The organism is Paenibacillus sp. 23TSA30-6, from assembly GCF_014858585.1.
In the GTDB taxonomy this organism is placed as follows: domain Bacteria; phylum Bacillota; class Bacilli; order Paenibacillales; family Paenibacillaceae; genus Paenibacillus.
Map to the genome: position 1 here is coordinate 42,856 of NZ_SLTL01000014.1, position 26,693 is coordinate 69,548.

Annotated in this window: 19 protein-coding genes and 2 riboswitches; of the genes, 16 read left to right on the forward strand and 3 right to left on the reverse strand. The window is 49.7% G+C overall.

Going from position 1 to position 26,693, the window contains the following annotated elements; genetic code table 11:
• Position 1: 1 nt before the first annotated feature.
• From galE to ptsP, 9 genes are all read left to right on the forward strand, one after another.
• Entirely contained in the window at positions 2 to 991 is a 990-nt protein-coding gene (gene galE, locus E0698_RS14510) for a UDP-glucose 4-epimerase GalE (RefSeq protein ID WP_044648160.1), read from the forward strand.
• An 18-nt stretch (positions 992 to 1,009) separates the two neighbouring features.
• Positions 1,010 to 2,653, forward strand: a complete 1,644-nt coding sequence (locus E0698_RS14515) for a UDP-glucose--hexose-1-phosphate uridylyltransferase (protein ID WP_192512007.1) — start codon at positions 1,010 to 1,012, stop codon at positions 2,651 to 2,653.
• Between the two features lie 185 nt (positions 2,654 to 2,838).
• Positions 2,839 to 4,002: an iron-containing alcohol dehydrogenase gene (locus E0698_RS14520; RefSeq protein WP_134913184.1), complete on the forward strand. Its 1,164-nt coding sequence runs from the start codon at positions 2,839 to 2,841 to the stop codon at positions 4,000 to 4,002.
• Positions 4,003 to 4,184: 182 nt separating this feature from the next.
• Complete coding sequence (locus E0698_RS14525) at positions 4,185 to 4,700, forward strand: NfeD family protein (protein WP_192512008.1); 516 nt, start codon at positions 4,185 to 4,187, stop codon at positions 4,698 to 4,700.
• A gap of 48 nt (positions 4,701 to 4,748) precedes the next feature.
• The gene (locus E0698_RS14530) at positions 4,749 to 6,284 is read left to right on the forward strand and encodes a flotillin family protein (protein ID WP_149093950.1); all 1,536 of its coding nucleotides are present in this window, start codon (positions 4,749 to 4,751) and stop codon (positions 6,282 to 6,284) included.
• A gap of 193 nt (positions 6,285 to 6,477) precedes the next feature.
• A complete protein-coding gene (gene glcT, locus E0698_RS14535; RefSeq protein WP_192512009.1) occupies positions 6,478 to 7,335 on the forward strand; it encodes a glucose PTS transporter transcription antiterminator GlcT in 858 nt (285 codons plus the stop codon).
• 256 nt (positions 7,336 to 7,591) lie between these two features.
• Entirely contained in the window at positions 7,592 to 9,637 is a 2,046-nt protein-coding gene (ptsG, locus tag E0698_RS14540; RefSeq protein WP_192512010.1) for a glucose-specific PTS transporter subunit IIBC, read from the forward strand.
• A gap of 120 nt (positions 9,638 to 9,757) precedes the next feature.
• The gene (locus tag E0698_RS14545; protein ID WP_025682214.1) at positions 9,758 to 10,033 is read left to right on the forward strand and encodes an HPr family phosphocarrier protein; all 276 of its coding nucleotides are present in this window, start codon (positions 9,758 to 9,760) and stop codon (positions 10,031 to 10,033) included.
• Positions 10,026 to 11,738 carry a phosphoenolpyruvate--protein phosphotransferase gene (gene ptsP, locus E0698_RS14550; protein WP_134913186.1) on the forward strand — a complete coding sequence of 571 codons (1,713 nt, stop codon included), beginning with the start codon at positions 10,026 to 10,028 and terminating at the stop codon, positions 11,736 to 11,738. Before E0698_RS14545 ends, ptsP begins: the two co-directional genes overlap by 8 nt.
• Before the next feature lie 117 nt (positions 11,739 to 11,855).
• On the opposite strand, the gene gcvPB is transcribed toward ptsP, so the two are convergent.
• The 3 genes from gcvPB to gcvT form a co-directional block, all read right to left on the reverse strand.
• Complete coding sequence (gene gcvPB, locus E0698_RS14555; protein WP_443146913.1) at positions 11,856 to 13,382, reverse strand: aminomethyl-transferring glycine dehydrogenase subunit GcvPB; 1,527 nt, start codon at positions 13,380 to 13,382, stop codon at positions 11,856 to 11,858.
• Positions 13,379 to 14,734 carry an aminomethyl-transferring glycine dehydrogenase subunit GcvPA gene (gcvPA, locus tag E0698_RS14560; RefSeq protein ID WP_192512011.1) on the reverse strand — a complete coding sequence of 452 codons (1,356 nt, stop codon included), beginning with the start codon at positions 14,732 to 14,734 and terminating at the stop codon, positions 13,379 to 13,381. Before gcvPA ends, gcvPB begins: the two co-directional genes overlap by 4 nt.
• Before the next feature lie 131 nt (positions 14,735 to 14,865).
• Positions 14,866 to 15,966: a glycine cleavage system aminomethyltransferase GcvT gene (gene gcvT / locus E0698_RS14565; protein ID WP_192512012.1), complete on the reverse strand. Its 1,101-nt coding sequence runs from the start codon at positions 15,964 to 15,966 to the stop codon at positions 14,866 to 14,868.
• A gap of 80 nt (positions 15,967 to 16,046) precedes the next feature.
• Positions 16,047 to 16,143: riboswitch (glycine riboswitch) on the reverse strand.
• A riboswitch (glycine riboswitch) is annotated at positions 16,144 to 16,335 on the reverse strand.
• A gap of 300 nt (positions 16,336 to 16,635) precedes the next feature.
• Here gcvT and gcvH point away from each other — a divergent pair.
• The 7 genes from gcvH to E0698_RS14600 all read left to right on the forward strand — a co-directional run bounded on the left by gcvH (position 16,636) and on the right by E0698_RS14600 (position 26,661).
• The gene (gene gcvH / locus E0698_RS14570; RefSeq protein WP_192512013.1) at positions 16,636 to 17,031 is read left to right on the forward strand and encodes a glycine cleavage system protein GcvH; all 396 of its coding nucleotides are present in this window, start codon (positions 16,636 to 16,638) and stop codon (positions 17,029 to 17,031) included.
• Positions 17,032 to 17,425: 394 nt separating this feature from the next.
• Positions 17,426 to 18,904: a PTS mannitol transporter subunit IICB gene (locus tag E0698_RS14575; RefSeq protein WP_192512014.1), complete on the forward strand. Its 1,479-nt coding sequence runs from the start codon at positions 17,426 to 17,428 to the stop codon at positions 18,902 to 18,904.
• Positions 18,905 to 18,984: 80 nt separating this feature from the next.
• A complete protein-coding gene (locus E0698_RS14580) occupies positions 18,985 to 21,063 on the forward strand; it encodes a BglG family transcription antiterminator (RefSeq protein ID WP_192512015.1) in 2,079 nt (692 codons plus the stop codon).
• Positions 21,060 to 21,494: a PTS sugar transporter subunit IIA gene (locus tag E0698_RS14585; protein WP_192512016.1), complete on the forward strand. Its 435-nt coding sequence runs from the start codon at positions 21,060 to 21,062 to the stop codon at positions 21,492 to 21,494. Before E0698_RS14580 ends, E0698_RS14585 begins: the two co-directional genes overlap by 4 nt.
• Positions 21,491 to 22,636, forward strand: a complete 1,146-nt coding sequence (locus tag E0698_RS14590; protein ID WP_192512017.1) for a mannitol-1-phosphate 5-dehydrogenase — start codon at positions 21,491 to 21,493, stop codon at positions 22,634 to 22,636. Before E0698_RS14585 ends, E0698_RS14590 begins: the two co-directional genes overlap by 4 nt.
• Before the next feature lie 211 nt (positions 22,637 to 22,847).
• The gene (locus tag E0698_RS27490; protein WP_192512018.1) at positions 22,848 to 25,013 is read left to right on the forward strand and encodes a DUF454 family protein; all 2,166 of its coding nucleotides are present in this window, start codon (positions 22,848 to 22,850) and stop codon (positions 25,011 to 25,013) included.
• On the forward strand, positions 25,006 to 26,661 hold the full coding sequence (locus E0698_RS14600) for an amino acid ABC transporter ATP-binding/permease protein (RefSeq protein ID WP_192512019.1): 1,656 nt from the start codon (positions 25,006 to 25,008) through the stop codon (positions 26,659 to 26,661). The genes E0698_RS27490 and E0698_RS14600 overlap by 8 nt, the downstream gene beginning before the upstream one ends.
• Positions 26,662 to 26,693 lie beyond the last annotated feature (32 nt).

The following is a 26,693-nucleotide window of genomic DNA, read 5'->3' on the forward strand; positions in this document are numbered from 1 at the left end:
CATGGCCATTTTAGTAACAGGCGGAGCCGGATATATCGGTTCACATACCGTAGCAGAACTGTTGGATCGGGGAGAAGAGGTTGTGGTGCTGGACAATTTGCAGACCGGGCACAAGGCAGCACTGCTCGGAGGCAAGCTGTATGAAGGTGATCTGAGAGATAAAGAATTGCTGTCCAGACTGTTTTCCGAAAATAGTATCGACGCGGTTATCCATTTTGCAGCCAACTCGCTGGTTGGGGAAAGTATGCAAAATCCGGGTAAATATTATGACAACAACGTATTCGGCGCGTTGAGCTTGCTGGAGGCCATGAAGGATGCTGGTGTGCGCAGGATCGTATTTTCCTCCACTGCGGCTACCTACGGCGAACCGGAAAAGGTGCCGATTGAAGAGGGAGACCGTACAGAGCCAACGAATGTATATGGTGAAACGAAGCTGATGATGGAGCGCATGATGTCATGGTTTGATAAAGTATTGGGCATCAAATATGTGTCCTTGCGGTACTTTAATGCGGCTGGTGCGCATGAGAGCGGCAAAATCGGTGAGGATCATCGTCCGGAAAGTCATCTGATTCCGCTGGTACTTCAGACAGCACTGAAACAGCGCCCGCACATCGCAGTGTTTGGTGAGGACTATGCTACACCTGACGGAACGTGCATCCGGGATTACATTCATGTGAGCGATCTGGCAGATGCCCATGTGCGTGCGGTGAATTATTTGCGCGAAGGCCATGACAGCAACGTGTTTAATCTGGGTAACGGACAGGGCTTCTCGGTGAAGGAAGTTATCGAGACGGCACGCAAGGTCACTGGACTCGACATTCCGGTCGTTACAGAGCCACGGCGCTCGGGTGATCCGGCAGTATTGGTTGCCTCTTCTGAAAAGGCACGCTCGGTGCTGGGCTGGAGTCCGGCGCGTACCCAACTGGAGGACATTATCAGCGGAGCTTGGGGCTGGCATCAGTCGCACCCTCAGGGCTACGGCGACGAATAGACGGGAGACGATGACATAATGAGCGAGAGTCAATCCGCAGCTAGAGGCCAAGACCGGGACCATTCCCGGCCTGTGGCCCATGACATCGACGAAACTGTACAGCAATCCGCTCTGTATGCGATTGAGCAGCTGGTTGCATTCGCACAAAACCGGGGATTGATCGGTCCGCAAGACACAGATTACAGTCGTAATCTGCTGCTGGAGCAGTTCGGGTTTTCGGAGCCTTACTCCGGCGGGGAGGCAGGGGGCATCACAGCCCCCGAAGTTCTCCAGCCTGTGCTTAATGTATTGATTGATTATGGCTATACGATTGGACTCATATCGGAAAACACAGCTACGTACCGTGATTTGCTGGATTCCAAAATTATGGGTCTCCTGATGGCAAGACCGTCTGAAGTCATCCGTGACTTTCGCCAAACGGAGGCTGAACGCGGCATAGAGGCGGCGACAAATGCTTTTTATCAACTGTCCATCGACTCGAATTACATCCGAATGGACCGCATTGCCAGCAATGTGTTCTGGAATCAGCAGACACCGTACGGAGATATGGAAATCACGATTAATCTGTCCAAGCCGGAGAAAAGTCCAAAGGAAATCGCAATGGCGAAGCTTCTTCCGCCGCCCGTTTATCCAAAATGTCAATTATGCCGTGAAAACGTTGGATATGCCGGAAGGGTGAATCATCCGTCCCGTCAAAATTTGCGTATCATTCCGCTGGAATTGAACGGGGAACCGTGGTTCTTCCAATATTCGCCCTATGTGTACTACAACGAGCATTGCATCGTATTCCATCACGATCATGTGCCGATGAAGCTTACGAAGGATACACTGCGGCGGTTGCTGGCATTTACGAAAGCGTTTCCGCACTATTTTATCGGTTCCAATGCCGATCTGCCGATTGTCGGGGGCTCTATTCTGACTCACGATCATTTTCAAGGTGGACGTCATACGTTCCCCATTGAAAAAGCGGAGGTGGACGTTGTGTACCGCAATGAAGCCTTCCCACAAGTCACAGCAGGTATTGTGAACTGGCCGATGTCAGTGATCCGCTTTACTTCAACGGATGTCGAAGCGTTGCTGGAGGCGGGAAATGCCGCTTTTGAAGCCTGGAAGACATACAGCGATCGCGCAGTGGATGTCCTCTCTCATACGGAGCAAGACGGAGAAGCGGTGCCGCATAATACGGTGACACCGATTGTACGTCGGGATGCGGAAGGAAAGTACCAGATGGATCTGGTGCTGCGCAACAACCGGACGAGTGATGAGTACCCGGAAGGTATTTTTCACCCTCATCGGGAGATGCATCATATCAAGAAGGAAAATATCGGCCTAATCGAGGTTATGGGGCTTGCGATTTTGCCGGGGCGGCTTAAGGATGAACTGGATGAAATTGCAGATATTTTGTGTGGGAACGACGAGCTGGCTGTAGCTATGCAGCAGGAAGGGCATCCGCTATTCAAGCATGCGGACTGGATTTACCAGTTGAACACCCGATTCGGTCGCCTGCCTGACAAGGAGACGGCTGTTCGTACCGTACAAAATGAGGTCGGACTGAAATTCAGTGAAATATTGGAGCATGCAGGGGTGTACAAGCGCAATTCGGAAGGTCAGCAAGCGTTTGGACGATTTATACAGCAACTGGGTTATACTACAGGGGAATAAAATAAATGCAGGCAGCGCATAATACAGTGCGAGAACCCTCCCAAGATATGACATGGAACCATGCTCCTCAGGAGCGTGGTTTTTTTTTGAAAAAGAAGCAAATTTGTTTCCTGTAACTGAAAAGGTTATAATAGAGGAGTTTCTTAGCATTAAACTTTAGAAAATATTGGAGGCGAACGTTTGCGATGAAAGCATTCGAATTTTATAATCCTACTCAATTGATCTTCGGTAAAGGGCAATTAGAGGCTCTCAAGCGTGAAGTTCCTAAATACGGTAAACGTGTACTGCTTGTATATGGCGGCGGCAGCATTAAGCGCAGCGGCTTGTATGATAATGTAATAAGTCTGCTTAAAGAGATTGGCGCAGAGGTAACGGAACTGGCTGGTGTAGAACCAAATCCTCGCTTGTCTACAGTACATAAAGGCGTGGAATTGTGTAAAACACATCAAATCGACCTCGTACTGGCTGTTGGCGGCGGTAGTGTGCTGGATTGCTCCAAAGCGATTGCTGTCGGGGCGAAATATGATGGCGACATGTGGGATTTTGCAGAGCGTAAAGCGGCTCCGCAGGCAGCATTGCCTTTAGGTACAGTTCTGACGATGGCAGCTACCGGTTCCGAAATGAACGCAGGTTCTGTCATTACGAACGAAGAAACACAGGAAAAACTGGGATGGGGCAGTGTATTTGCGTTCCCTGCGTTTTCCATTCTTGATCCGGTGAACACGTATTCTCTGCCACAAAATCAAACGGTGTACGGAATCGTGGATATGATGTCACATACGCTGGAGCATTACTTCCATTTGGAATCTAACACTCCGGTTCAGCTTGGCTGGTGTGAAACGATTTTGCGTACAGTTATTGATGCGGCTCCTGGCCTGGTCAACGATCTGGAAAACTACGAGCTGCGTGAAACGATGATGTACTGTGGTACGATGGCGCTGAACGGCTTCCTGAACATGGGGCTGACAGGTGACTGGGCAACTCATAATATCGAGCATGCAGTGTCTGCTGTTTATGATATTCCACATGGCGGAGGACTGGCGATTTTGTTCCCGAACTGGATGAAGCACAATCTGCATGTGAAGCCTGAACGCTTCAAGCAACTGGCTGTGAATGTGTTCCATGTGAACCCGGAAGGCAAGAGTGATGAAGAAGTAGCGCTGGAAGGTATTCAGGCGTTGCGTGATTTCTGGAACTCGATTGGTGCGCCAAGCCGTCTGGCTGATTACGATATTGATGATTCCAAAATCGACGTTATGGCTGATAAAGCTGTGAAATTCGGTTCTTTTGGTGGCTTTAACAAGCTGAATCGCGAAGATGTAGTGGAAATTTACAAAGCATCCCTGTAATCCAGTCATTTAGTCATTGGATAATTGCAAGCACGTTTGTGCGTCATTAGACGTATGGACGTGCTTTTTTGGGTTTGATTTGGAATTTAAGAGGAAAATTTTGAAACTTTTTAAGGTTGAATACGTAAACATAGTTATAGGCTGGAAACCAGACTGAAAAGGTACATGGAAGGAGGAGCCGCATGGAAACCATATTTTGGTGGTTATTGGCAGGGGGCGCTATCTTTACTGTGGTCAGTGTATTGATCGGGGATGTACTTGGTGGCTGGCTGGATGGATTGGAGCTGCCGGGCCTCGATTGGTTCAGACCCGTCGTTTTACTTGGAGCGATGACCGCTTTTGGCGGGGCTGGTGTGTTGCTGACGAAATATACCGGGCTGAGCATGGGCTGGGTCGTTGTGTTTGCCTTTGCGATTGCATTTGTGATCGGAGTGCTTGTGTTTTTTTCGTTTATCAAGCCCATGGCGAACTCGGAGGTGTCCAGCGGCTTCTCGATGCGTGAGCTGACCGGAAGGATCGGTGAGGTCACCGTTCCGGTACCTGAGGTTGGTTACGGGGAGGTTATGATCCGCTTGGGTGCAGGCAACACCATACATACAGCATCGAGCTTTGATCACAAACCGCTGGCTGCGGGAACCCGTATCGTCGTGGTTGAGGTCGCAGAGGGTGTCGTCCGCGTAGCGTATCTGGACACGTAGACGGCGCATTCGCTTAACTTGAAGGGAGCGTGAACGGGAGTGTCAAGTTTGCAGGATATTGTGTTGGTCCCGGGGATTGTCGTCATCGTTATCGTCATATTAGGGATTGCCTTTTGGGCCCGTTACAAAACGGTAGGACCGGATGAAGGAATGATCGTTACGGGTTCATTTTTGGGAAATAAAAATATTTCCGAGGATGATTCCGGTCGTAAAATCAAAATTGTGCGCGGCGGGGGTGCCTTTATATGGCCTATTTTTCAGCAGTCCGAATTTATTTCTCTATTGTCCCACAAACTGGATGTAACAACACCGGAAGTGTATACGGAGCAAGGAGTTCCCGTGATTGCGGACGGTGTGGCGATCATCAAGGTCGGCAGCTCCATTGAGGATATAGCAACAGCAGCGGAGCAGTTCATCGGGAAGCCGCTGGAGGCCCTCAGGGGAGAAGCTCAGGAAGTGCTGGAGGGCCATTTGCGTGCGATCCTCGGCTCGATGACAGTGGAGGAAGTATATCGTAATCGAGATCGGTTTGCGCAGGAAGTACAGGGCGTGGCTGCTCGCGATCTGAAAAAGATGGGTCTGCAAATTGTCTCGTTCACGATTAAAGATGTGCGTGATAAGCACGGATATCTGGATGCGCTTGGTAAGCCGAGAATTGCCGCTGTGAAACGGGACGCAGAAATTGCCGAAGCCGAGGCGGTACGGGATGCCCGGATACAAAAGGCGCGTGCCGAACAGGAAGGGCAGAAGGCTGAACTGTTGCGTGATACAAACATTGCCGAGGCAGCCAAGGAGAAGGAACTGAAAGTGGCTTCGTTTAAAAAGGAGCAGGATACAGCCAAGGCGGAAGCCGATCAGGCTTATCACATTCAGGAGGCCCGTGCCAAGCAGACTGCCGTCGAGGAGCAGATGAAGGTCGAGCTGGTGCGCAAGGAGCGCGAAATTGATCTTCAAACCAAGGAAATTCAGGTACGTGAAAAGCAATATGATGCGGAAGTGAAGAAGAAGGCGGAAGCGGATCGGTATGCGGTAGAGCAAGCCGCGGAGGCGGATAAATCACGTAAAATGCGTGAGGCGGAATCGCTGCAATACTCGATTGAGACACAGGCTAAAGCGTCTGCTGAACAAAAACGACTGAATGGGCAAGCGGAAGCGGATGCGGAACGCGCCAAAGGTACGGCGGATGCTGACGTCATCCGTTTGCGTGGTCTGGCGGAAGCCGAGGCCAAGGAAAAGCTGGCGGAGGCGTTCCAGAAGTTTGGTGAGGCAGCCGTACTCGATATTATCGTGAAAATGCTGCCTGAGCTGGCCGGCCGGATTGCTGAGCCAATTGCGTCCATTGATAAATTAACGGTTGTGGATACAGGCAAGGGAGAAGGAGCAGCGCGTGTCAGCAATTATGTCACAGAGCTAATGGCTACGGCTCCAGAGATGCTCAAGAGTGTGTCCGGTATTGATGTAGAGCAGTTAATTAAGGGGCTGACCACGGGGAAAAAGGGCCTTCATTCCGTATCGTCCTCCGGTGAAACGGATAAGCTGCACATTCATGCCCCGGTTGAGGTTGCGCCGCGGGATAAAGAATAGCCGCAGGGTGTACAGGAGCAGATACCCCTTAACAGAAAGAACGCTTTTCATCACAGCTTTTCCCGGTTATTGTGATGAAAAGCGTTTTCTTTTTATTGACCTTTAGCGGAATATTTGGTACTTTAACGTGGATTCCTCTGAGCTTCATGCTCTAATTCTTAGGATCAAGGTTCAGATAAAAAGAGGTGCGGATGTGAGCAGCCTACAAGTGGCGAAAGCGCTGAATAACAATGTGATTATCGGGATGCATCCCGAGCATGATGAGGTTGTTGTGATTGGAAAAGGAATCGGTTTCAATCGCAAAAACGGCGATCTTATACCGTTGGATTCAGTTGAAAAATTATTTATATTAAAAAGCCATGAGGAGCAGGAGCAATACAAGCGATTGCTTCCCGAGCTGGATGAAAAGCTCATTGAGGTCATTGGTGAGATGCTTCACCATGTTCAGCTTCAAGCGAAGAAGCCTCTGAATGAGCACATATTGATTGCTTTAACCGATCACATCGCCTTTTCCATTAATCGTCAGAAACAGGGCATTACGATCCATAATCCGTTTTTGTATGAAACGAGAGAAATTTACCCTCAGGAATACAAGATGGCTGAACAGGCAGTCTCTTTGATCAAGGACAAGATGGGTGTGGATCTGGGAGAAGATGAAATCGGATTCGTGGCCTTGCATATTTACAGTGCCATGACGAACCAGCATATTTCCGAGGTCAGGAAGGATTCTCGATTGATTGCTGATATGGTACAGGTAGTAGAGACTACGCTGGATTATCGCATTCCTCTCCAATCCCTGGATTACTCACGTCTGCTGACTCATCTGAGGTTTGCGATTGAACGTGTACGTCGAGGAGAGATTGTGCAGGAGATTTACCGATTGGACAAGCTTTTGAATGAAGAGTATCCGGAAATGTATATGTTAGCCTGGAAGCTCACGAAGATTATGGAGAAAAGGCTTCGCAAACCCGTATATCCGGCTGAGGTTAGCTATTTGACGATGCATTTACAGCGGTTGTCCCAACGCAAAGAGCAGGGAGATCAACGTTAGAACAGCTAGAATCGAAAAAAGTATTGCCTCACTTTTGGCAGAATGCTATAATGAATTTCGTAATGAGCAAGACAACAATTGAATATCTAACGTGTTACTGATTCGATCAGGCATGAGTTGTTTTAAATTATGATTGTTTACAGCCTACCGGGGTAAGCTATATCCCAAGGTTGTGTTCAAACATACTTAAATCGGCTCATGCCTTTTTTGTTGTTTTGCCTCTCTATTCTAATTTTCAGAGAAGGAAGTGGAACGTATGTTTAAAAAGCTTTTCGGTGTTTTACAGCGTGTCGGCAAAGCTTTAATGCTTCCTGTAGCCATTTTACCGGCAGCGGGACTTTTATTGGGAATCGGCAACATGTTGGTCAATCCCGATTTTCTCCAGTACATTCCAGCATTAAATGCGGGCTGGGTTCAATCGGTAGCGACGATCATGATGAATGCCGGACAAATTGTTTTTGATAATCTGGCACTGTTGTTTGCAGTCGGCGTAGCCGTCGGTCTGGCAGGCGGTGAAGGTGTAGCAGGTTTGGCTGCGATCATCGGTTACCTCGTCATGAACATTACATTGGGTACAGCTGTGGGTGTTACACCGGGTCTGATCGCTCAAAAAATACCGGGCTATGCGAACGTGCTGGGGATTCCAACGCTGCAAACCGGGGTGTTCGGCGGGATTATCATCGGTATACTGGCCGCGGCCATGTACAATCGCTTTTTCAAAATTGAGCTTCCTTCGTATCTGGGCTTTTTCGCAGGTAAGCGCTTCGTTCCGATTGCAACAGCAGTATCTTCGTTGTTGATTGGACTATTGCTGGTCATTGTATGGCCTCCCGTACAATCTGGACTGAACGTCGTGTCTCACTTCATGGTTGATTCCAACCCGACACTGGCCGCTTTCATTTTTGGGGTCATTGAACGCTCACTTATTCCTTTCGGATTGCATCACATTTGGTATTCACCGTTCTGGTTTGAGTTCGGCGAGTACGTGAACAAGGCAGGTCAAACGATTCATGGTGACCAGCAAATCTTCTTTAACCAGCTTCGTGATGGAGTTACATTGACAGCAAGTACGTTCCAAGTGGGTAAATTCCCGTTCATGATGTTCGGTTTGCCAGCCGCAGCGCTTGCAATGTATCATGAAGCAAGACCGGAACACAAAAAATATGTAGCAGGTATTATGGGTTCAGCAGCTTTGACCTCGTTCTTGACAGGGATTACGGAGCCACTGGAATTTTCCTTCCTGTTCGTAGCTCCATTGCTGTTCGCGGTGCATGCTGTGTTTGCAGGGCTGTCGTTTATGACCATGCAAATTTTGAATGTTAAAATCGGTATGACCTTCTCTGGTGGATTTATCGACTTCCTGATTTTCGGGATTATTCCGAATCGTACGTCTTGGTGGTACGTCATCATCGTCGGTCTGATTTTGGCGGTTATTTACTACTTCGGATTCCGATTCATCATACGGAAGTTTAACCTGAAAACACCAGGGCGTGAAGAAGCTACAGAAAATGTTGAAGGAGCCGCAGTCGGTACCACAGACGAGCTTCCAGGCAATATTTTGGCAGCTTTCGGCGGGGCGTCCAATATCAAGCATTTGGATGCTTGTATCACACGTCTTCGTATTGAAGTTAACGAGAAGTCCAACGTTGACAAGGCTCGTCTCAAACAGCTTGGCGCAGCGGGTGTACTCGAAGTCGGCAACAACGTACAAGCCATTTTCGGTACACGTTCCGACACGATTAAAACGCAAATGGCTGATATTATGGCGGGACGCACACCTGCTCCGGCTTCGTCTCAACCTGCTCCGCAAGAAGAGAAGGAAGCTGGTGAAGAAAAACAGACCATCATCGTTGAAGATATCGTGATGCCTGTTAACGGAGAATTGGTTGATATTTCGACTGTTCCTGATCCGGTATTTGCAGAACGTATGACAGGAGACGGTTTTGCTGTCGTGCCAAATGATGGAACGATTGTGTCACCTGTATATGGTAAAGTATTCAATGTATTCCCAAGCAAGCATGCCATTGGTATCCAATCTGACGGTGGTAAGGAAGTGCTTGTTCATATCGGGGTGAACACAGTAAAGCTTAAAGGCCAAGGATTTGACGTTTTGGTGAACGAAGGCGATCTTGTGTCAGCCGGTCAACCGATTATGAAAGTAGACCTGGAATACGTGAAGGCAAACGCAAAATCCATCATCTCACCAGTCATTTTTACCAACCTTCCCGAAGGTTCTTCGGTAACTTTAAACAAAACTGGAGTATTGAAGGCTGGCGAAGATGGTATAATTACGATAAAATAAACTCTATGTGTTTCGGATTAGTAATCAGGCGGCTTAGGTCGCCTGATTATCGACCCGGTTTCACTACACGTATACTGCGTGTAAACAAATATTATCCATAGGAAAGTGGGAGGAACAATTATGCAAACAACTTTTAGAATTACTGATGAAGACGGTATCCATGCACGTCCTGCAACTGCGCTGGTAAATACAGCTAATAAATTCAGCGGTGCTGAATCTTTTGCCGAAGCTAACGGTAAAAAAGTAACTTTGAAATCCATTCTGGGTGTATTGTCTCTCGGTCTGGAACAAGGCGATATCATCAACATCATCTGTGAAGGCGCTGAAGCTGCTGACGCTCTGAAAGCTCTTGAAAATGTAATCGTTAACGAAGGGCTGGGCGAAGTTCATGCTTAAAATTTCCGGGATTGCCGCTTCGGCAGGCATCGCTATTGCCCGGGCGTTTATCTTGGAGCATCCGAATTACGCTGTAGAGAGACGCGCGGTTGGTGATGCTGAAGCTGAAATTGCAAGATTGGATGCGGCTTTAGTAAAATCTCAAACCGAATTGGAAGCGATTAAGGAGAAAACTTTACAGGAACTGGGCGAGAAAAAAGCAGAGATTTTTGCTTCTCACCTGTTGATCCTGAATGATCCTGAACTGATCGATCCGGTTAAAGCTAAGATCAGAGACGAGCAGCTTAATGCTGACTATGCTCTGAACGAAGTAGCTACACAGTTTATTTCCATGTTCGAAAACATGAAAAGTGCTTATTTGCAAGAACGCGCATCGGACATGCGTGATGTAACCAAGCGGATCCTGAATCACCTGCTTGGTGTTCATTTTGTCAGTCCTGCAGAAATTGCCGAAGAAACGATTGTACTTGCAGAAGATTTGACACCTTCCGACACAGCTCAGCTGAATCGCGAATTTGTTAAAGGTTTTGCAACCAACATCGGCGGACGTACTTCGCACTCGGCTATTATGGCTCGTTCACTTGAAATTCCTGCGGTTGTAGGAACGAAAAATATATTGTCCCAAGCTAAAAGCGGCGATTTGATTATCGTCGATGGTCTGGATGGTCACGTATTTGTGAACCCTTCCGAAGAGATCGTTGCGGAATACCAAGCTAAACAGGTGGCATACGACAAGCAACGCGAAGAGTGGCGCAAGCTGCGCGGCGAAGCTACAGTTTCCGTCGATGGTGTGCATGTCGAACTGGCAGCCAATATCGGTACGCCTAACGATGTAGCTGGCGTTCTGGATAACGGTGGCGAAGGCGTTGGCCTGTATCGTACTGAATTCTTGTATATGGGACGCGATAAGCTTCCATCCGAAGAAGTACAGTACACAGCATACAAAACCGTTCTGGAAAGAATGGAAGGCAAACCGGTTGTAGTCCGCACGTTGGACATCGGTGGCGACAAAGAGCTTCCTTATCTGGATCTGCCGAAGGAAATGAATCCATTCCTCGGATTCCGTGCTATTCGTCTGTGTCTGGATCGTCAGGATATTTTCCGTACTCAATTGCGTGCTTTGCTGCGGGCAAGTGTACACGGTAACCTGCGGATCATGTTCCCAATGATTGCTACACTAAACGAATTCCGTGAATCCAAAGCTGTGTTGTTGGAGGAAAAGGAAAAGTTGGTAGCCGAGGGTGTAGCCGTATCTGAAGAAATTCAGTTGGGCATCATGGTAGAAATTCCTTCTACAGCGGTATTGGCTGACCAATTCGCAAAAGAAGTTGATTTCTTCAGTATCGGTACGAACGATCTGATTCAGTACACAATGGCAGCGGATCGTATGAACGAGCGGGTTTCTTACCTGTATCAACCATATAACCCATCCATTCTGCGTCTGGTGAAAATGGTTATTGATGCCGCTCACCGTGAAGGACGTTGGGTTGGTATGTGCGGCGAAATGGCAGGGGATACAACAGCAATTCCATTGCTGCTGGGTCTGGGACTCGATGAGTTCAGCATGAGTGCTACTTCCATTCTGCCAGCACGCAGTCAAATTTCGAAATTGTCCCGCGCGGACATGGAGAAACTGGCTGCAAAAGCTTTGGATATGCAAACAGCCGAGCAGGTTGTTGAATTGGTTCAAAGCATTGAAGGCTAAGGAAGGGTATCACATTTTCAAGGTATATCTTTTTCCAACAAAAATTGCTGTTTACATACAGCGGCCGGTATCTAACAGATACCGGCCTTTTTGTATGCCCCAAATTGGAGTTTGCTTTTAGCTGCATGAGCAATTCAATATAGGCTTGCGAGCTGCAGTTGCTTCGTCCAGTCGCGTGACTGGAGTGGTATATGGAGCATTCAGCACCAATTCAGGCGTTTCCTCCGCTTCCCGCGCAATTTGGATCATGGTGTCAATGAAGGCATCAAGCGTCTCCTTGCTTTCCGTTTCTGTCGGCTCGATCATGATACATTCCTCTACATTCAGCGGGAAATAAATCGTAGGCGGATGGTAGCCGAAATCGAGCAATCGCTTGGCAACATCAAGTGTACGCACTCCGAATTTCTTTAAGCCGCGCCCAGACATCACAAATTCGTGTTTGCAATAGCCTGGATAAGGGATATCAAAATGCGGAGCCAGCCGATGCATCATATAATTGGCATTCAGTACGGCACATTCGGATACCCGCTTCAAGCCGTCAGGGCCATAGCTGCGGATATAGGCATAGGCACGGACGAGAATGCCGAAGTTGCCGTAAAAGGCTTTGACCCGTCCGATGGAATCTCCCTGCTCTCGATCCCAGTGGTACGTGCCCTTGGGATCACGCACGACAAGCGGCTTGGGCATATACGGAATGAGCCGTTGCTTTACCCCGACAGGTCCTGCGCCGGGGCCGCCTCCGCCATGTGGGGTACTCATCGTTTTGTGCAAATTGAGATGCACCACGTCAAAGCCCATATCCCCGGGGCGGGTGATCCCCATAATGGCGTTGGAGTTCGCGCCGTCATAGTAGAGCAGGCCACCTGCTTCATGCACAATTGCGGCAATGTCAGCGATTTGCTTCTCGAACAGCCCGAGCGTGTTCGGGTTGGTCAGCATAAGCGCAGCGGTGTCGTTGCCTACGGCTTGACGCAGCGCGTCCAGATCCACCAGCCCCTGCGGTGTGGAGGGGAGGGTGATCGTTTCGAAGCCTGCCACAGCGGCGCTGGCGGGGTTCGTTCCGTGCGAGGAATCCGGCACGAGCACTTTGGTACGCCGCTCACCACGCGCTTCGTGGTAGGAGCGGATCATCATCAGCCCGGTCCATTCGCCATGGGCGCCCGCGGCGGGCTGAAGGGTGACGGCATCCATGCCGGTTAACGCGGCCAGATCGCTTTGAAGCGTATGGAGCAGTGCCATGGCTCCCTGGATGCTGCCCTCTGGCTGGTACGGATGGATTTTGGCGAAGCCTGCATAACGGGCGACATCCTCGTTTACCTTGGGGTTATATTTCATCGTACAGGAGCCGAGCGGATAAAATCCGTTGTCCACGCCAAAATTGCGCCGTGACAGGGCGGTATAATGTCGAATTACGTCTACTTCGTATACCTCGGGCAATGCCGCAGGCTCGCTACGCTGCGCATAATCCGGCAAAAGCTCTGCCACCGGACGGCGGGGAACATCGCATTCGGGCAGGGAATAGGCGATACGGCCTGATCTGCTCAATTCAAAAATGAGCGCCTGATCATGCTCTTTCATCTGATTTCGACTGGATTCGACTTCTGGATTCGGTATACCCTGATCTTGTCCGGTGGTGTGTGTCATAGCAATCCCCCCAAGATGTGTACGAATTGATCGATCTCTTCCTTTGTTCGTTGCTCTGTCACGGCAATCAGCATGTGACCTGCATATTCCTCATAATCCCGCCCTAACTCGTAGCCGCCGATAAATCCGGCAGCAAGCAATCCGGCTTGCAATTTATTCATATCGGTACCCTCAGGTAACCGCAGGGCAAACTCGTTAAAGGTGGGTGCAGTAAAGGAGGCTGTCACACCCTTCAAGCCGAGTAGTTGCTCCAATGCGTAACGGCTTTTGTGCAAGTTTAGCTCGGCTACTTCCGCGATGCCCTGTCTACCCATGACGGACAAATACACAGAGGCGGATAAGGCGAGTAACGCCTGATTGGAGCATATGTTAGAGGTGGCCTTTTCCCGGCGGATATGCTGTTCCCGTGCCTGTAAGGTCAGCACGAAGCCGCGTTTACCGTTGCGATCTGTGGTCTGGCCCACTATACGTCCGGGGATACGGCGCATATGCGCCTGAGAAACGGCAAAGTAACCACAGGTTGGGCCACCGAGGGAGGAGGAGATGCCGAGCGGCTGCGCGTCTCCTACGACAATATCCGCGCCCTGCTTACCGGGTGCTTCCAGCAAGCCCAGCGCCAGCGGATTGGCGCTGACAACCATAAGACCCTTGTGGGCATGAATCAGGTCAGCCATCGGCTTCAGATTTTCCACGGCCCCGAAAAAATTAGGGCTTTGGACCAAAACTGCCGCCGTCTGCTCCGATATGGCCGCCGTTAATGCCTTCACGTCAGTTACACCATCTGCACAGTCGATCTCTACGATATCCAAATCCAGCCCGCGCGCATAGGCAGCCAACACCTGACGTGCCTCCGGATGGACGGTCCGCGATACGATAAGCTGCTTGCGGCGGGTGGCAGCGGCAGCCAATGAGCCTGCTTCTGCCAGCGCAGTCGCTCCATCATACATGCTGGCATTGGCTACAGCCATGCCTGTTAATTCGCATATATACGATTGAAATTCGAAGATGGCTTGCAGCTCGCCCTGGCTTACCTCCGGCTGATAAGGAGTGTAGGCTGTATAAAATTCCGAGCGCGAAGTGATATGCTGGATGACGGACGGAATATGATGATCGTAAATCCCTGCGCCGAGAAAGCTGGCGTGCGTGTCTGTATTGGCATTTTGCCCGGCCAGTCCTGATAAGTGGCGGGTTAAGGCTCTTTCGTCTAACCGAGAAGACAGGGGCAGCTCCCCTTTATACCGGATCGCCTCAGGAATATCGCTGAATAAATCGTCGATGGACGATGCGCCGACCACGCGCAGCATTTCAGCTTGATCCTGCTCGGTCATAGGAAGATAACGATGCTGTTTCATTGGGTCTGGCTCCTTTCAACCAACAAGATCGTAAAAAACGTAAAACGATTAACAAATGATTAATAAATGATTGCCAACTGGGCAGCGGTTAGTAACGGATCACGATAGTTATAGTAAGACGAGCGTTTAAATCAGTGTGGACGTTTATAAAAGGGTGCGGCTACCACCTCGGCGCGCAGGCGCTTGCCACGAATCTCGACCTCCAGCGGCGTGGATAGGGAACTAAAACGACTGTCCACCAGAGCCAAACCCAGATTACGTTTTAAGGTGGGCGACTGGGTTCCCGTTGTGACCTCGCCGATGTGCTGTCCTTCCGCGAACACGGGGTAATGGGCACGCGGTATGCCACGGTCAAGCATTTCCAGCCCGATCAGCTTGCGCGGAATGCCTTGTTCTTTCTGGCGTTGCAGAGCCTCTCTGCCGATAAAATCTCCCTTATTCAGCTTGACGAAGAAGCCTAAACCAGCTTCCAGCGGTGAAATCGTGGCGGACAGCTCCTGTCCGTACAGCGGCAGCCGCGCCTCGAAACGCAGTGTATCCCGGGCTCCAAGTCCGGCGGGAACCAGACCATACGGCTCACCGATGCGAAGCAATCCGTCCCACACTGCCGGTGCATTCGCAGCAGGTACGTAAAATTCAAAGCCGTCTTCCCCCGTGTATCCGGTGCGGGAGACGAGCGCTTTTGCTCCGAATAATTGCACATCCTCGCTGAATCGGAAGGAAGCCAGCTTTGTAATGTCCGTGTCTGTCACGGCTGCGGCAATACGTGCAGCTTCAGGTCCTTGCAACGCCAGCAGTGCCACCGCATCTGATATGTTTTCCAGATGAACGGATGCAGGCGCATGGCGAAGCAGCCAATCCCAATCCTTATCGATGTTGGAGGCATTCACAACGAGCATGTAACGCTCCGGCCCTTTGTAGTAGACAAGGAGGTCGTCTACTACACCTCCATCCGGGTAACACAGGAGCGAATATTGGGCCTGGCCCGGCTCCAATTGGCTGACATCGTTCGTCGTCACCTGTTGCAGAAATGCTTCGGCTTCCTGGCCCTCGACCAAGAATTCACCCATATGCGATACATCGAATAATCCTGCACGTTGCCGGACGGCCTCATGTTCCTTTTGAATGCCACTGAACTGTACAGGCAGCTCCCAGCCGCCAAAATCAATGCAACGAACCCCCGACAGCGTGCTGTAGGATGAATGCAGCGGCGTTTTTCGCAAGTTAGTCATTTTTCCACTCCTATCCGGTGTGATCGGCTAAACAAAAAAGACAGGCCGAAAAAAACGTATGGACGGCAGTCCACACACTTTTTTTCAGCTCTGTCCTTGATACCTGAGAGTTACCCCGGTGTGTACCGGGTTTCCCCTTGGGTGATCCGCCTGTATGGCGAATGCTCTCCAGAGATGCGTCCGGCAGAGGTCCTTTTGCCTGAGAGATTCACCTGCGGTGCAGGTTTACTCCTTCGGCGCTGCCTCTGGATCAGCTATACGTTATCCGGTCCTGCCGGTTGGTTACAGCTAGATCCGACTCGCTTGCTGCCTTGTTTTACAGGTGGCAACAGCGATGCGAGTGTTGACAGTCTCTCCCTCCACGTTCATCCGCGTTTACAATTATCGGGTGTTTCCAAAAGCACTTGTTATAACCCATTAATACGCAAATTTATTCGAAATGTCAACAAAAATGTCATGAAAAACATTATTAAAAACATTTTATTCATAAATAAGGATATGTAAGCGTTTGTTATAATCTGTCGTATTTTTAGTTAGAAAGATATATGGAGTAATGTGAAATATTTTTGTTAGTATTATTGACATGATAGTTCTAGTTGTCATAATCTTAACCTGTCATAGACGGGTAGGCAAAACGATGTAATCCATATGAAAGCGAGGCGGAGCAGGATGAGTGAAGTGAAGCAGCAATTGTGGTACACGGAAGAACATGAATGGGTTCAGCGCACAGAGGATGGAACGGTACGAATCGGTATTACGGACTTTGCACAGCATCAACTGGGCGATATCGTTTTTGTGGAGCTGCCTGGGGAGGGAGCAACGATTGAGCAGGGGGCGGAGATTGGTACTATTGAATCGGTAAAGACAGTATCCGACCTGTTCGCTCCAGTAACGGGAACGGTGTTGAAGGTGAATGAAGCGCTGGAAGGTACGCCTGAGCTGGTAAACGAATCGCCCTACGAAAAAGGCTGGATGATCGAAGTGAAGATTGGGGAAGATCTGGAGGGAGCATTAAGCAAGCTGCTGTCTGCGGATCAGTACGAGCAGTTGACTGCCAATGAGTAATAATGGGGCAATGTAGATTGGATAATTGAATAAGGGCGGCGTTTGTCCGCTCGATTTTGTATAAAAATAGTCGCGATGAATTGGCATAGCGGCTATTTTTTGCTGTCTTTTTTGGCAAGCGTAATTACGTTCTTTTCTCTTTTTTAGAGGATAGATCTCATACATAAATTGTACCGATGACAGGATGGTTTTTCGACTAAATACTCATGTTACAGACCAAATTAAGAGGAATTATGCAGAATGATTTCGCGCCTGTTTATCTTAAATTTAAATGTTGTCATCAACGTTCATGACGAAAGTACGTTTTCATTTCGTTGATGAAGATAGCGTTGTCATTTAGTATGAATTTTAAGAAAAGGTAGTGATGCTTTTTACCTATAAGGAGGATATGAATATGAGCACAGTGGACACAAAGTCCAGTTCAAACGGAGGAGCGCGCGTTGCCGTACAGCGTTTTGGCCGTTTTCTCAGTGGTATGGTTATGCCCAATATGGGGGCCTTTATCGCATGGGGATTGATCACGGCACTCTTTATTCCGACCGGATGGTTCCCAAATGAGGGGTTTGCACAACTGGTTGATCCGATGAAAAATTATTTGCTGCCGCTGCTGATCGGTTATACAGGTGGCACAATGATTCACGGACAGCGCGGAGGTGTGATCGGGGCCATTATGACGATGGGTGTCATTGTCGGGGCGGACATTCCGATGTTTCTCGGCGCGATGATAGCTGGTCCGCTGGCTGCATGGATATTGAAGAAATTCGACAAAGCGATTGACGGCAAAGTTAAATCAGGCTTTGAAATGCTGGTCAATAACTTCTCGGCAGGGATTATCGGGGCGATTTTAGCGTTGCTTGCCCATGTGGCAATCGGCCCGGTAGTACAAATCATCAGTCAAGTGTTGTCAGCAGGGGTACAGTTCCTCGTGAACGCAGGGCTGTTGCCGCTCGTCAATCTCATTATTGAGCCCGGAAAAGTATTGTTTTTAAACAACGCGCTGAACCACGGAGTATTGAGTCCGATTGCGCTGGAGGAAGCTTCAAGAACAGGCAAATCCGTTTTGTTCATGCTGGAATCCAACCCTGGACCGGGGCTCGGTATTTTGCTGGCCTACTGCCTGTTTGGTAAAGGTTCTGCGAAGTCGTCGGCTCCCGGTGCGGTCATCATTCACTTTTTCGGCGGGATTCATGAAATTTATTTCCCTTATATTTTGATGAAGCCGATTCTGATTCTTGCTGCTATAGCAGGGGGCGTAGTGGGAACGTTCTGTTTCATGCTGACAGGTGCCGGACTGGTTGCAGCTCCTTCACCGGGTAGTATCATTGCTTATTTCCTGATGACGCCAAAAGGTGGATATTTGCCAATGCTGAGCGGTGTGATCGCTGCTGCGGTCGTATCGTTTGCTGTTGCTGCTGTGTTACTCAAGACAGGTAAGCAAAAAGAAGAGGATCTTGAGGAAGCGGCATCCCGCATGAAGGATATGAAAACTCAAAGCAAGGGTGCAAGCGAAAACGCTACTGTAACGGAAGATAACGGCGAAGCTGATCGTGCTGCGGAGATTGCCGAAGTTCAAACGGTCAAGGATAAATCAGATGTGAACAAGATCGTCTTTTCCTGTGATGCAGGTATGGGCTCAAGCGCTATGGGCGCCTCGATTTTACGCAAAAAAATGAAGCAGGCGGGTGTGGACGTTACGGTAACGAACACGGCAATCAGTGAGATTCCGCAGGATGCAGATATTGTCATTACGCAAAAAACGTTGACAGACCGGGCTAAAACGGTAGCTCCGAATGCCGAGCACATTTCCATTGACAATTTCCTGAAGAGCCCTGAATACGAAGCGCTGGTGGAACGTCTGAAATCCGATTCTTAATCCACCGTAGTAGTCAGGCCGCCTGTGTGCAGTAGGTATTCTGCGGAGGGGATGAGCTTGGGAAGGAACGGTATGCGCTTATGAATATTACGAAACGACAACGTGACATCGTGGAATATCTTCTGGAGCAGTCCAAAGAGGTAACTGCCGGGGAAATTGCCGAGAAGATCAATGTCAGCACAAGGACGGTTCACCGGGAACTCAGTGCAGTCGAGCATTGGTTAGCGGCTCATGAGGTAAAGCTGGAGAAAAAATCAGGGATTGGAATCTATGTGGATGCCGACTCAGATCAGCTTGTATGTCTGCGGGAGCAATTGATGCATACGAAGTCGGACGAATATTCGGCTGAGGAAAGAAAGATCGTGGTTCTCTGTATGCTGCTGGATACACAGGAGCCGATCAAGCTGTTGGCGCTGGCTTCTGATTTGAAGGTCACGGTAACTACTGTCAGTCATGATCTGGACGAATTGCAAGACTGGATCGGGGAACGGGGACTCGTGCTTGTGCGCAGACGCGGGTACGGCGTCGAGATTACAGGCAGGGAGACAGACAAAAGACGGGCGATTTCCGAGCTGGCTCTCGAAAATTTGGACGAATCGGATCTGTTTTCCGGCCGGGAAGAACCCCGCCCCTTTACGCGTGTCGCCGATAAGCTGCTGGAGATGATTGGCAGAGAGAACCTGCTGACCGTGGAAAATGCCCTCTGGCAGCCCCATGAGAAATGGCTGGAAAACATGGTGGAAAGCAAATATATGGAGCTGCTGATTCAAATTTGCGTTTCGTTGGCACGTTTGCGACTCGGATACGTTGTGGATCATCGTCTCTCGTATTCGAAAACGGATTCGGATGAGAATGTCGTGCTGCGTACAGCTATGGTGAAACGCATATGCACAGAGTTGTCAGAGGCGCTGGATATTGATTTTCCGGAGCCGGAACGATCTTATTTCAGACTGCTGTTCCGTGATGCCGAGGATCATTCTACCCGGCTGCTGCCGTTGGATGATCTCGTACTGCTGGAGTCGGTTCATGAGTTGATTCGTCGTGTAGAGGAAGAGACAGACACGCCATTGGCAGAGGATCGTGTTCTGCGTGAAGGGCTGATTGCCCATATGGCTCCGGTACTCAAACGCTTGAAGGAAGGCAGATCCATCCGTAATCCCCTGCTCCAGCAAATCCGCAAGGATTACGGCAGCTTGTTCGACTCGGTGAAGAAGGCTGCGGCGGACATGACAGAAATGGAAGTGCCGGATGAAGAGATCGGATTTCTCGTCATGCATTTCGGCGCTTCGCTGGAGCGGCTGCGACAATTGCGGCGGGAGGTGCGGGCCATCGTCGTCTGCACGAGCGGCATTGGATCATCCAGGCTACTGGCAACAAGGCTCGCCAAGGAGCTGCCACAGATCAAAATCGTGGATAGGGCCTCATGGTACGAGGCGGCGCGGATTCCGAAAGAGGATTATGATCTGATCATTTCGACGGTGGAGCTACCGCTTGAACCGGATCGTTACCTCAAGATCAGCCCGTTGCTGACGCAGGAGGAGAGTGACCGCCTGCGTCATTTTATCCAGCATATTACACTCAAGCATCCCCATAATCAGCAGCAGGAGCAGGCCGTTCAGCCCGGTCAGGGCATGGAGTGGCTTACCGGGCTGCGGAAAAGTCTCGAGGAAATTGTACACATTGTGCAGCAATTTCAAGTGTATCCGCTGGAAAATCAGAGGATGGATATGCGGGCTACCGTACAGGCTATCTGCATGCTGGAGGCGGGGCGGGGGAACGTCACAGAGCCTACTGCCATTGCTGCACAGCTCATGGAAAGAGAGCGCCAGGGGAGTCAGGTTATCCCTGATACCTCCATTGCTTTAGTCCATACGCGTAGCCGCTATATCCGCCAGCCTTCGCTTACCTTGTATAAGCTGGCAGAGCCACTGCTGGGGGATGCAGGCGAACAGGTAGATTGCGTGCTGCTTATGCTGGGACCTCGCGAGCTGCCGAGAGAAAGCTTGGAGGTATTGAGCGAGATTAGTGCATTACTGTTGCAGGAAGACATGGTTACGCTACTGGAACACGGCAGCCGTGAGCATATTGTCAATTATATATCAAGTGAACTGGCTGAATTTTTTCACAGTAAATTAGGGACAGGGAGGAACCTACCGTGAGCATTATGACGATAGATAAAGTAAAAATGAACGCAACCGCCAAAGACAAATACGAGGCGATTCGCATGGCCGGACAAATCCTGCTGGATGCCGGACATATTACAAGTGAGTACATTGACAAGATGCTGGAACGCGAGGAGATCGTGTCTACCTATATCGGGAACGGGCTGGCTATTCCACACGGCACGAAGGAATCCAAGACGTTCATTCAATCGACTGGCATCTCGATCATTCAGTTCCCGCAAGGTGTAGATTTTGGGGAAGAAAAAGCATACATGGTGATCGGCATCGCAGCACAAGGCGGCGATCATATGGAGATTTTGACGAGTATCGCTGTGGTGTGTGCGGAGGAAGAAAATATGGAGAAACTTCGCAACGCGGTGACCCCTCAGAAAATTATGGATCTGTTCGAAAGCGAGATGGAACTATGAGAGCCGTTCACTTTGGAGCAGGAAATATCGGTCGCGGCTTTATCGGATTGATTCTGTCGCGTGCAGGCTATGAGGTTGTCTTTTCGGATGTTAACGACACCCTTGTATCCGAGTTACGCCGCCGCAAGCAATACACTGTAGAGCTGGCGAATGATACCAAGGATACGGAGATGGTCACGAATGTAACCGCGATTGACGGCAAAGATGCAGGGGCTGTAGCAGACGCGGTAGACCACGCTGATTTGGTAACGACCGCAGTGGGTGTCAGCATCCTCAAGCATATCGCGGCAGGCATTGCCGAGGGGATTAAGAGGCGGATAGAGCGCGGCGCAGCGCCGCTACATGTGATCGCCTGCGAAAATGCAATCGGAGGCAGCGCTCAACTGAAAGAGCATGTTTTTGCGCTACTGGATGAGGCGACTTGTGCCAAGGCAGAGGCTTCGGTGTATTTTCCAAATGCTGCTGTAGACCGGATTGTGCCGATCCAGCATCATGAGGACCCGTTGCATGTGCAGGTAGAGCCCTTTTACGAGTGGGTGGTGGATCGTTCGCAAATGGCCCCTGACCATGAAGAGATTGAAGGTATCCTATACGTACAGGATCTGGAGCCTTATATTGAACGCAAGCTGTTCACGGTGAATACGGGGCATTGTGTGGCGGCCTATCTTGGCTATAACGCGGGTTATGCTACCATTCAGGAAGCCATGAAGGATAACAAGGTGGTGGATTCGATACAAGGGGCACTGGAGGAAACAGGGGCGGTGCTTGTAAAGCGCTTCGGTTTGGATCAGGGGGAGCATAAGAAGTACATCTCCAAAATTTTGGATCGCTTCCGCAACCCTAATCTGACAGACGAGGTCACTCGGGTCGGACGTTCGCCGTTACGGAAACTGTCTCCCAATGACCGTCTTGTACGTCCGGCACTGCAAGCGGAGGAGTATGGCATCCCGACGGATCATCTGGCGTTAGGAATGGCTGCTGCCTGTAAATTTGATATTGCGGAGGACCCCGAGGCAGTCGAGCTCCGGAAGGTGATCCGCAGCGAAGGACTGGGTGTGGCGCTGACACGCTATACATCCATACCGGCAGATCACCCGCTACACCGGCAGGTAATGGAGCAATATGATATTATAAGTTCATAAAACAACGAAATAACGCGCGTTATTTTCGATAATCCTCTTGAAGACAAACATCCACATCCACATTAACGTGTTCTGTAGGGATGTGCTTCAAGAGGATTTTTATATGCGTGATTTACATCACATAACAACCTGTCTAAATTGGTTATATTGATAATGATTATCATTATCTACAAAATGGAGTCATCATCATATCTATTTAGGGAGGATTACAGTGAAACCGATCTATGTTACCTTAGGGTTTCTATTTTTGGCGCTTGGAGTGATTGGTGTGGTAGTACCGTTGCTGCCGACTACGCCGTTTTTGCTGCTGGCAGCCTTTTTCTTTATGCGGGGGTCTGAACGGATTCACCAATGGTTTTCGAATACCTCTTTGTATCATAAGTATCTGGAAAGCTTCGTCCAAACGAGATCGTTGAAGCTGTCCACGAAAATCACCACTCTGGGATTGGCGTCAGCCATGCTCATTACCGGCTTTATTTTAACCCCCCCAGTGTGGGCCAAAGTGATTATCGCGTTGGTCATCCTCTTCAAATATTATTACTTTATATTCCGGGTCGGAACGGTGAGAGGCACTACAGGGGAAACTCCATCCCCAACTCCATCTGTAGCTGCACTTGCTGATACCACGAAGAAAAGGACTAAAATGGTCGACAGCCGTCTGCTCGGTCTGGTGGAGCATTCCCGAAAATATATCGTTTTGGGTGTGCTTGTGCAGTGGATCGGTCTTTTGGGCAGTATAGCCGCTGTTTTGTCCATGTCCTTTGTTTTGCAACAGGCATGGACGGGACAAGTTACCCGTAAGCTGATTCTATCTGTGACGGCCATTGTCATTGCTGCGATTGCAGTCCGATGCTTGTGCAATTATGCAGCCAGTATGCTGTCCTATCGGGCCTCCGTGAATGCCAAAAAAACGCTGCGCTCGCAAATTTACGGCAAGCTGCTGAAGCTGGGGCCGGCGTATACGGATCATACCTCCACGTCGGGGGTTATTCAGGTTGCTGTAGAAGGAGTGGAGCAGCTTGAAACCTATTTTGGCAGATACATGCCCCAGCTATTTTACAGTCTGCTTGCACCCGTAACGTTGTTCATCACACTATCCTTTGTCAGCTTCAAGGCTGCCATTATTCTGTTGATCTGCGTTCCGCTGATTCCGGTGTCGATTATAGTCATTATGAGAATGGCTAAAAAGCTGTTTCGAAAATATTGGGGCAGCTATGTCAATCTGGGCCACAGCTTTTTGGAAAATGTACAGGGCCTGACCACGCTTAAAATATACGGGACAGACCAGGAGAAACATCAGGAAATGAACACGGCTGCCGAGGATTTTCGCAAAATGACAATGAAAGTACTGACCATGCAACTTAACTCGGTGGCAGTCATGGACCTTATCGCATTTGGCGGTGCCGCTGCTGGTGTTCTGGTCGCAGTGAGCGAATATTCGGCTGGTCATATCGGCTTGGCGGGAGCGCTGATTATTGTGCTGCTATCGGCGGAGTTTTTCATCCCGTTGCGCCTGCTGGGCTCTTACTTTCATATCGCCATGAACGGGATGGCAGCGAGTGACAAAATATTTCAAATTCTGAGTACAGAGGAACTGGTACAAGGAAAAGAAAGCATCAAGACTACCGATATTCGACTGGATCAGGTGAATTTTGCCTACGACGAAAGGGACACCCTGCGAAATATATCTATGGAAATTCCTCAGGGCAGTTTTGTTTCCATTGTCGGGGAATCTGGCTCTGGTAAAAGTACAGTAGCCGGATTAATCGTTGGTCATCATGAGGGTTATCAAGGAAGTCTGACCGTTGGAGGAACCGAGCTTGCCGCCATTTCAGAAGAAAGCCGCATGCGGCATATGACCTGGATCGGTTTCAACAGCTATATTTTCAAGGGCACGGTCGAAGCTAATTTGAAAATGGGCAATGAGCACGCGAATGAGGAACAAATGCTGGAAGCCTTGCGGCAGGTGAAGCTGTATGACTTTGTTCTCTCGCAAGGAGGACTGGAAGTAGAACTGGAGGAGCAGGGAGCGAACCTGTCAGGGGGACAGCGCCAACGGCTAGCGCTGGCAAGAGCGCTGCTGCATGATAGTAGCGTGTACATTTTTGATGAGGCTACCTCTAACATAGACAGTGAGAGCGAGGAAGGTATTATGGAGGTTATACATGCGTTGGCAGGCAGAAAAACCATTATTCTCATCTCGCATAGACTGGAAAATGTTGTCCAATCCGACCGTATTTATGTGCTGCAAAACGGCTTGGTGGCAGAATCGGGAACGCATCATGAGCTGTTGAGCCAGCAGGGACATTATGCGGAGTTGTATCTCAGTCAACACCGGGTAGAGCAGTTTGTAAAAGGGGGTGCTGTATATGCGTAGACACGGATTACGGATCATGGCCCAATTACTGGTACTGGCCGGGCCTCTTTTACCAGTGCTACTCATAACGATTGTTACAGGAGTGCTTGGATTTGCTTGTGCTATTGGCATTATTGTCTATGGAGCCCTTGCCCTGCTTACAGCAACGGGCATCACGACAGGCTACAGCATGACGTTTCTGCTCACGGCCATCGTGATTTGTGCTGTACTGCGTGGGGTGTTCCGTTATGGCGAGCAAATGAGTGGTCATTACCTCGCCTTCAAACTGCTGGCTGTGCTGCGTGACAAGGTGCTTCAAGCCCTGCGCAGACTGGCGCCAGCCAAGCTCGAAGGCAAGGACGAAGGAAATCTGATCTCGCTGATTACGAGTGATATTGAGCTGTTGGAAGTGTTTTATGCACACACGATAGCGCCTGTTATGATCGGCATCATCACTTCACTGCTAATGGTATTCTTTATCGGTTCTTATGAGCCTCTATTAGGCTGGCTCGCTGCGCTTGCTTACATAACAGTCGGCCTGTTCATTCCCTTGTTAACGTCACGTATGGGCAGACGTCAGGGTATGGAATACCGGAGCAGCTTCGGCAAGCTGAGCAGTTATTTTCTGGATAGTCTGCGTGGTATGAAGGAAATCGTACAATACGGGCGCGGAGAACAACGGCTGGCGGAGATTAACCGTCGCACGGATCAATTGGATGCCAAGCAGAAGAGCTTGAAGCATCATGAAGGCATCACAAGAGCGATAACGGATGCGGCGGTCGTGGGATTTTCATTTCTGATGCTGCTGGCTGGATTGTATGGTATGTCCAAGTTGCAGGTCAGCTTTACAGGGATGCTTGTTTCCGTCATTGCCCTGTTTAGCTCGTTTGGCCCAGTAGTTGCGCTTAGCAATTTATCCAACAATCTGCTTCAAACGCTGGCGAGCGGGGAACGAGTGCTGAGTCTGCTGGAGGAAACCCCGGAGGTCGAGGAAAATTTCGGGGGAATGAGCGTTGCCTTTACCGGGGCGCAGGTGGACAAGATAACTTTTGCGTATGAGGATCAGACGGTGCTGGATAATGTAAGTCTTACCATCCCGCACAAGCGGATTACAGGTATTCAAGGGAAAAGCGGCTCCGGCAAGTCCACTTTGCTCAAGCTGCTGCTGCGATTCAGGGACCCGCAGCAGGGCGGGATTTTGCTGTCTGGACATGATTTGAAGGAAATTGGAACGAAGCATTTGAGAGGTCTGCAAAGCTATGTGGATCAGGATACGTTCCTGTTTGATGATACGATTGCGGCCAATATTAAAATTGGAAAACCTGATGCTACGCATAAGCAGGTTGTGGAAGCAGCCCGCAGGGCGTCGGTGCATGATTTTATTATGACCTTGCCTCAAGGATATGACAGCCGTGTCGGAGAATTGGGGGACAGGCTGTCCGGTGGTGAACGTCAGCGGCTGGGGCTGGCCAGAGCCTTTGTTCATGATGCTCCGCTCCTGCTGCTCGATGAGCCTACCAGCAATTTGGACAGCCTGAACGAAGCGATCATTTTAAAATCGTTAAAGGAACAGCAGCAGGATAAAACAATTGTCCTTGTTTCCCACCGAAGCTCCACCATGCGGATCGCAGACGATCTGTTTCAGATGGATAACCGCAGGCTGTCCTGATTTTTTGGCCGTTTTTAACGTGTATGTGAAGG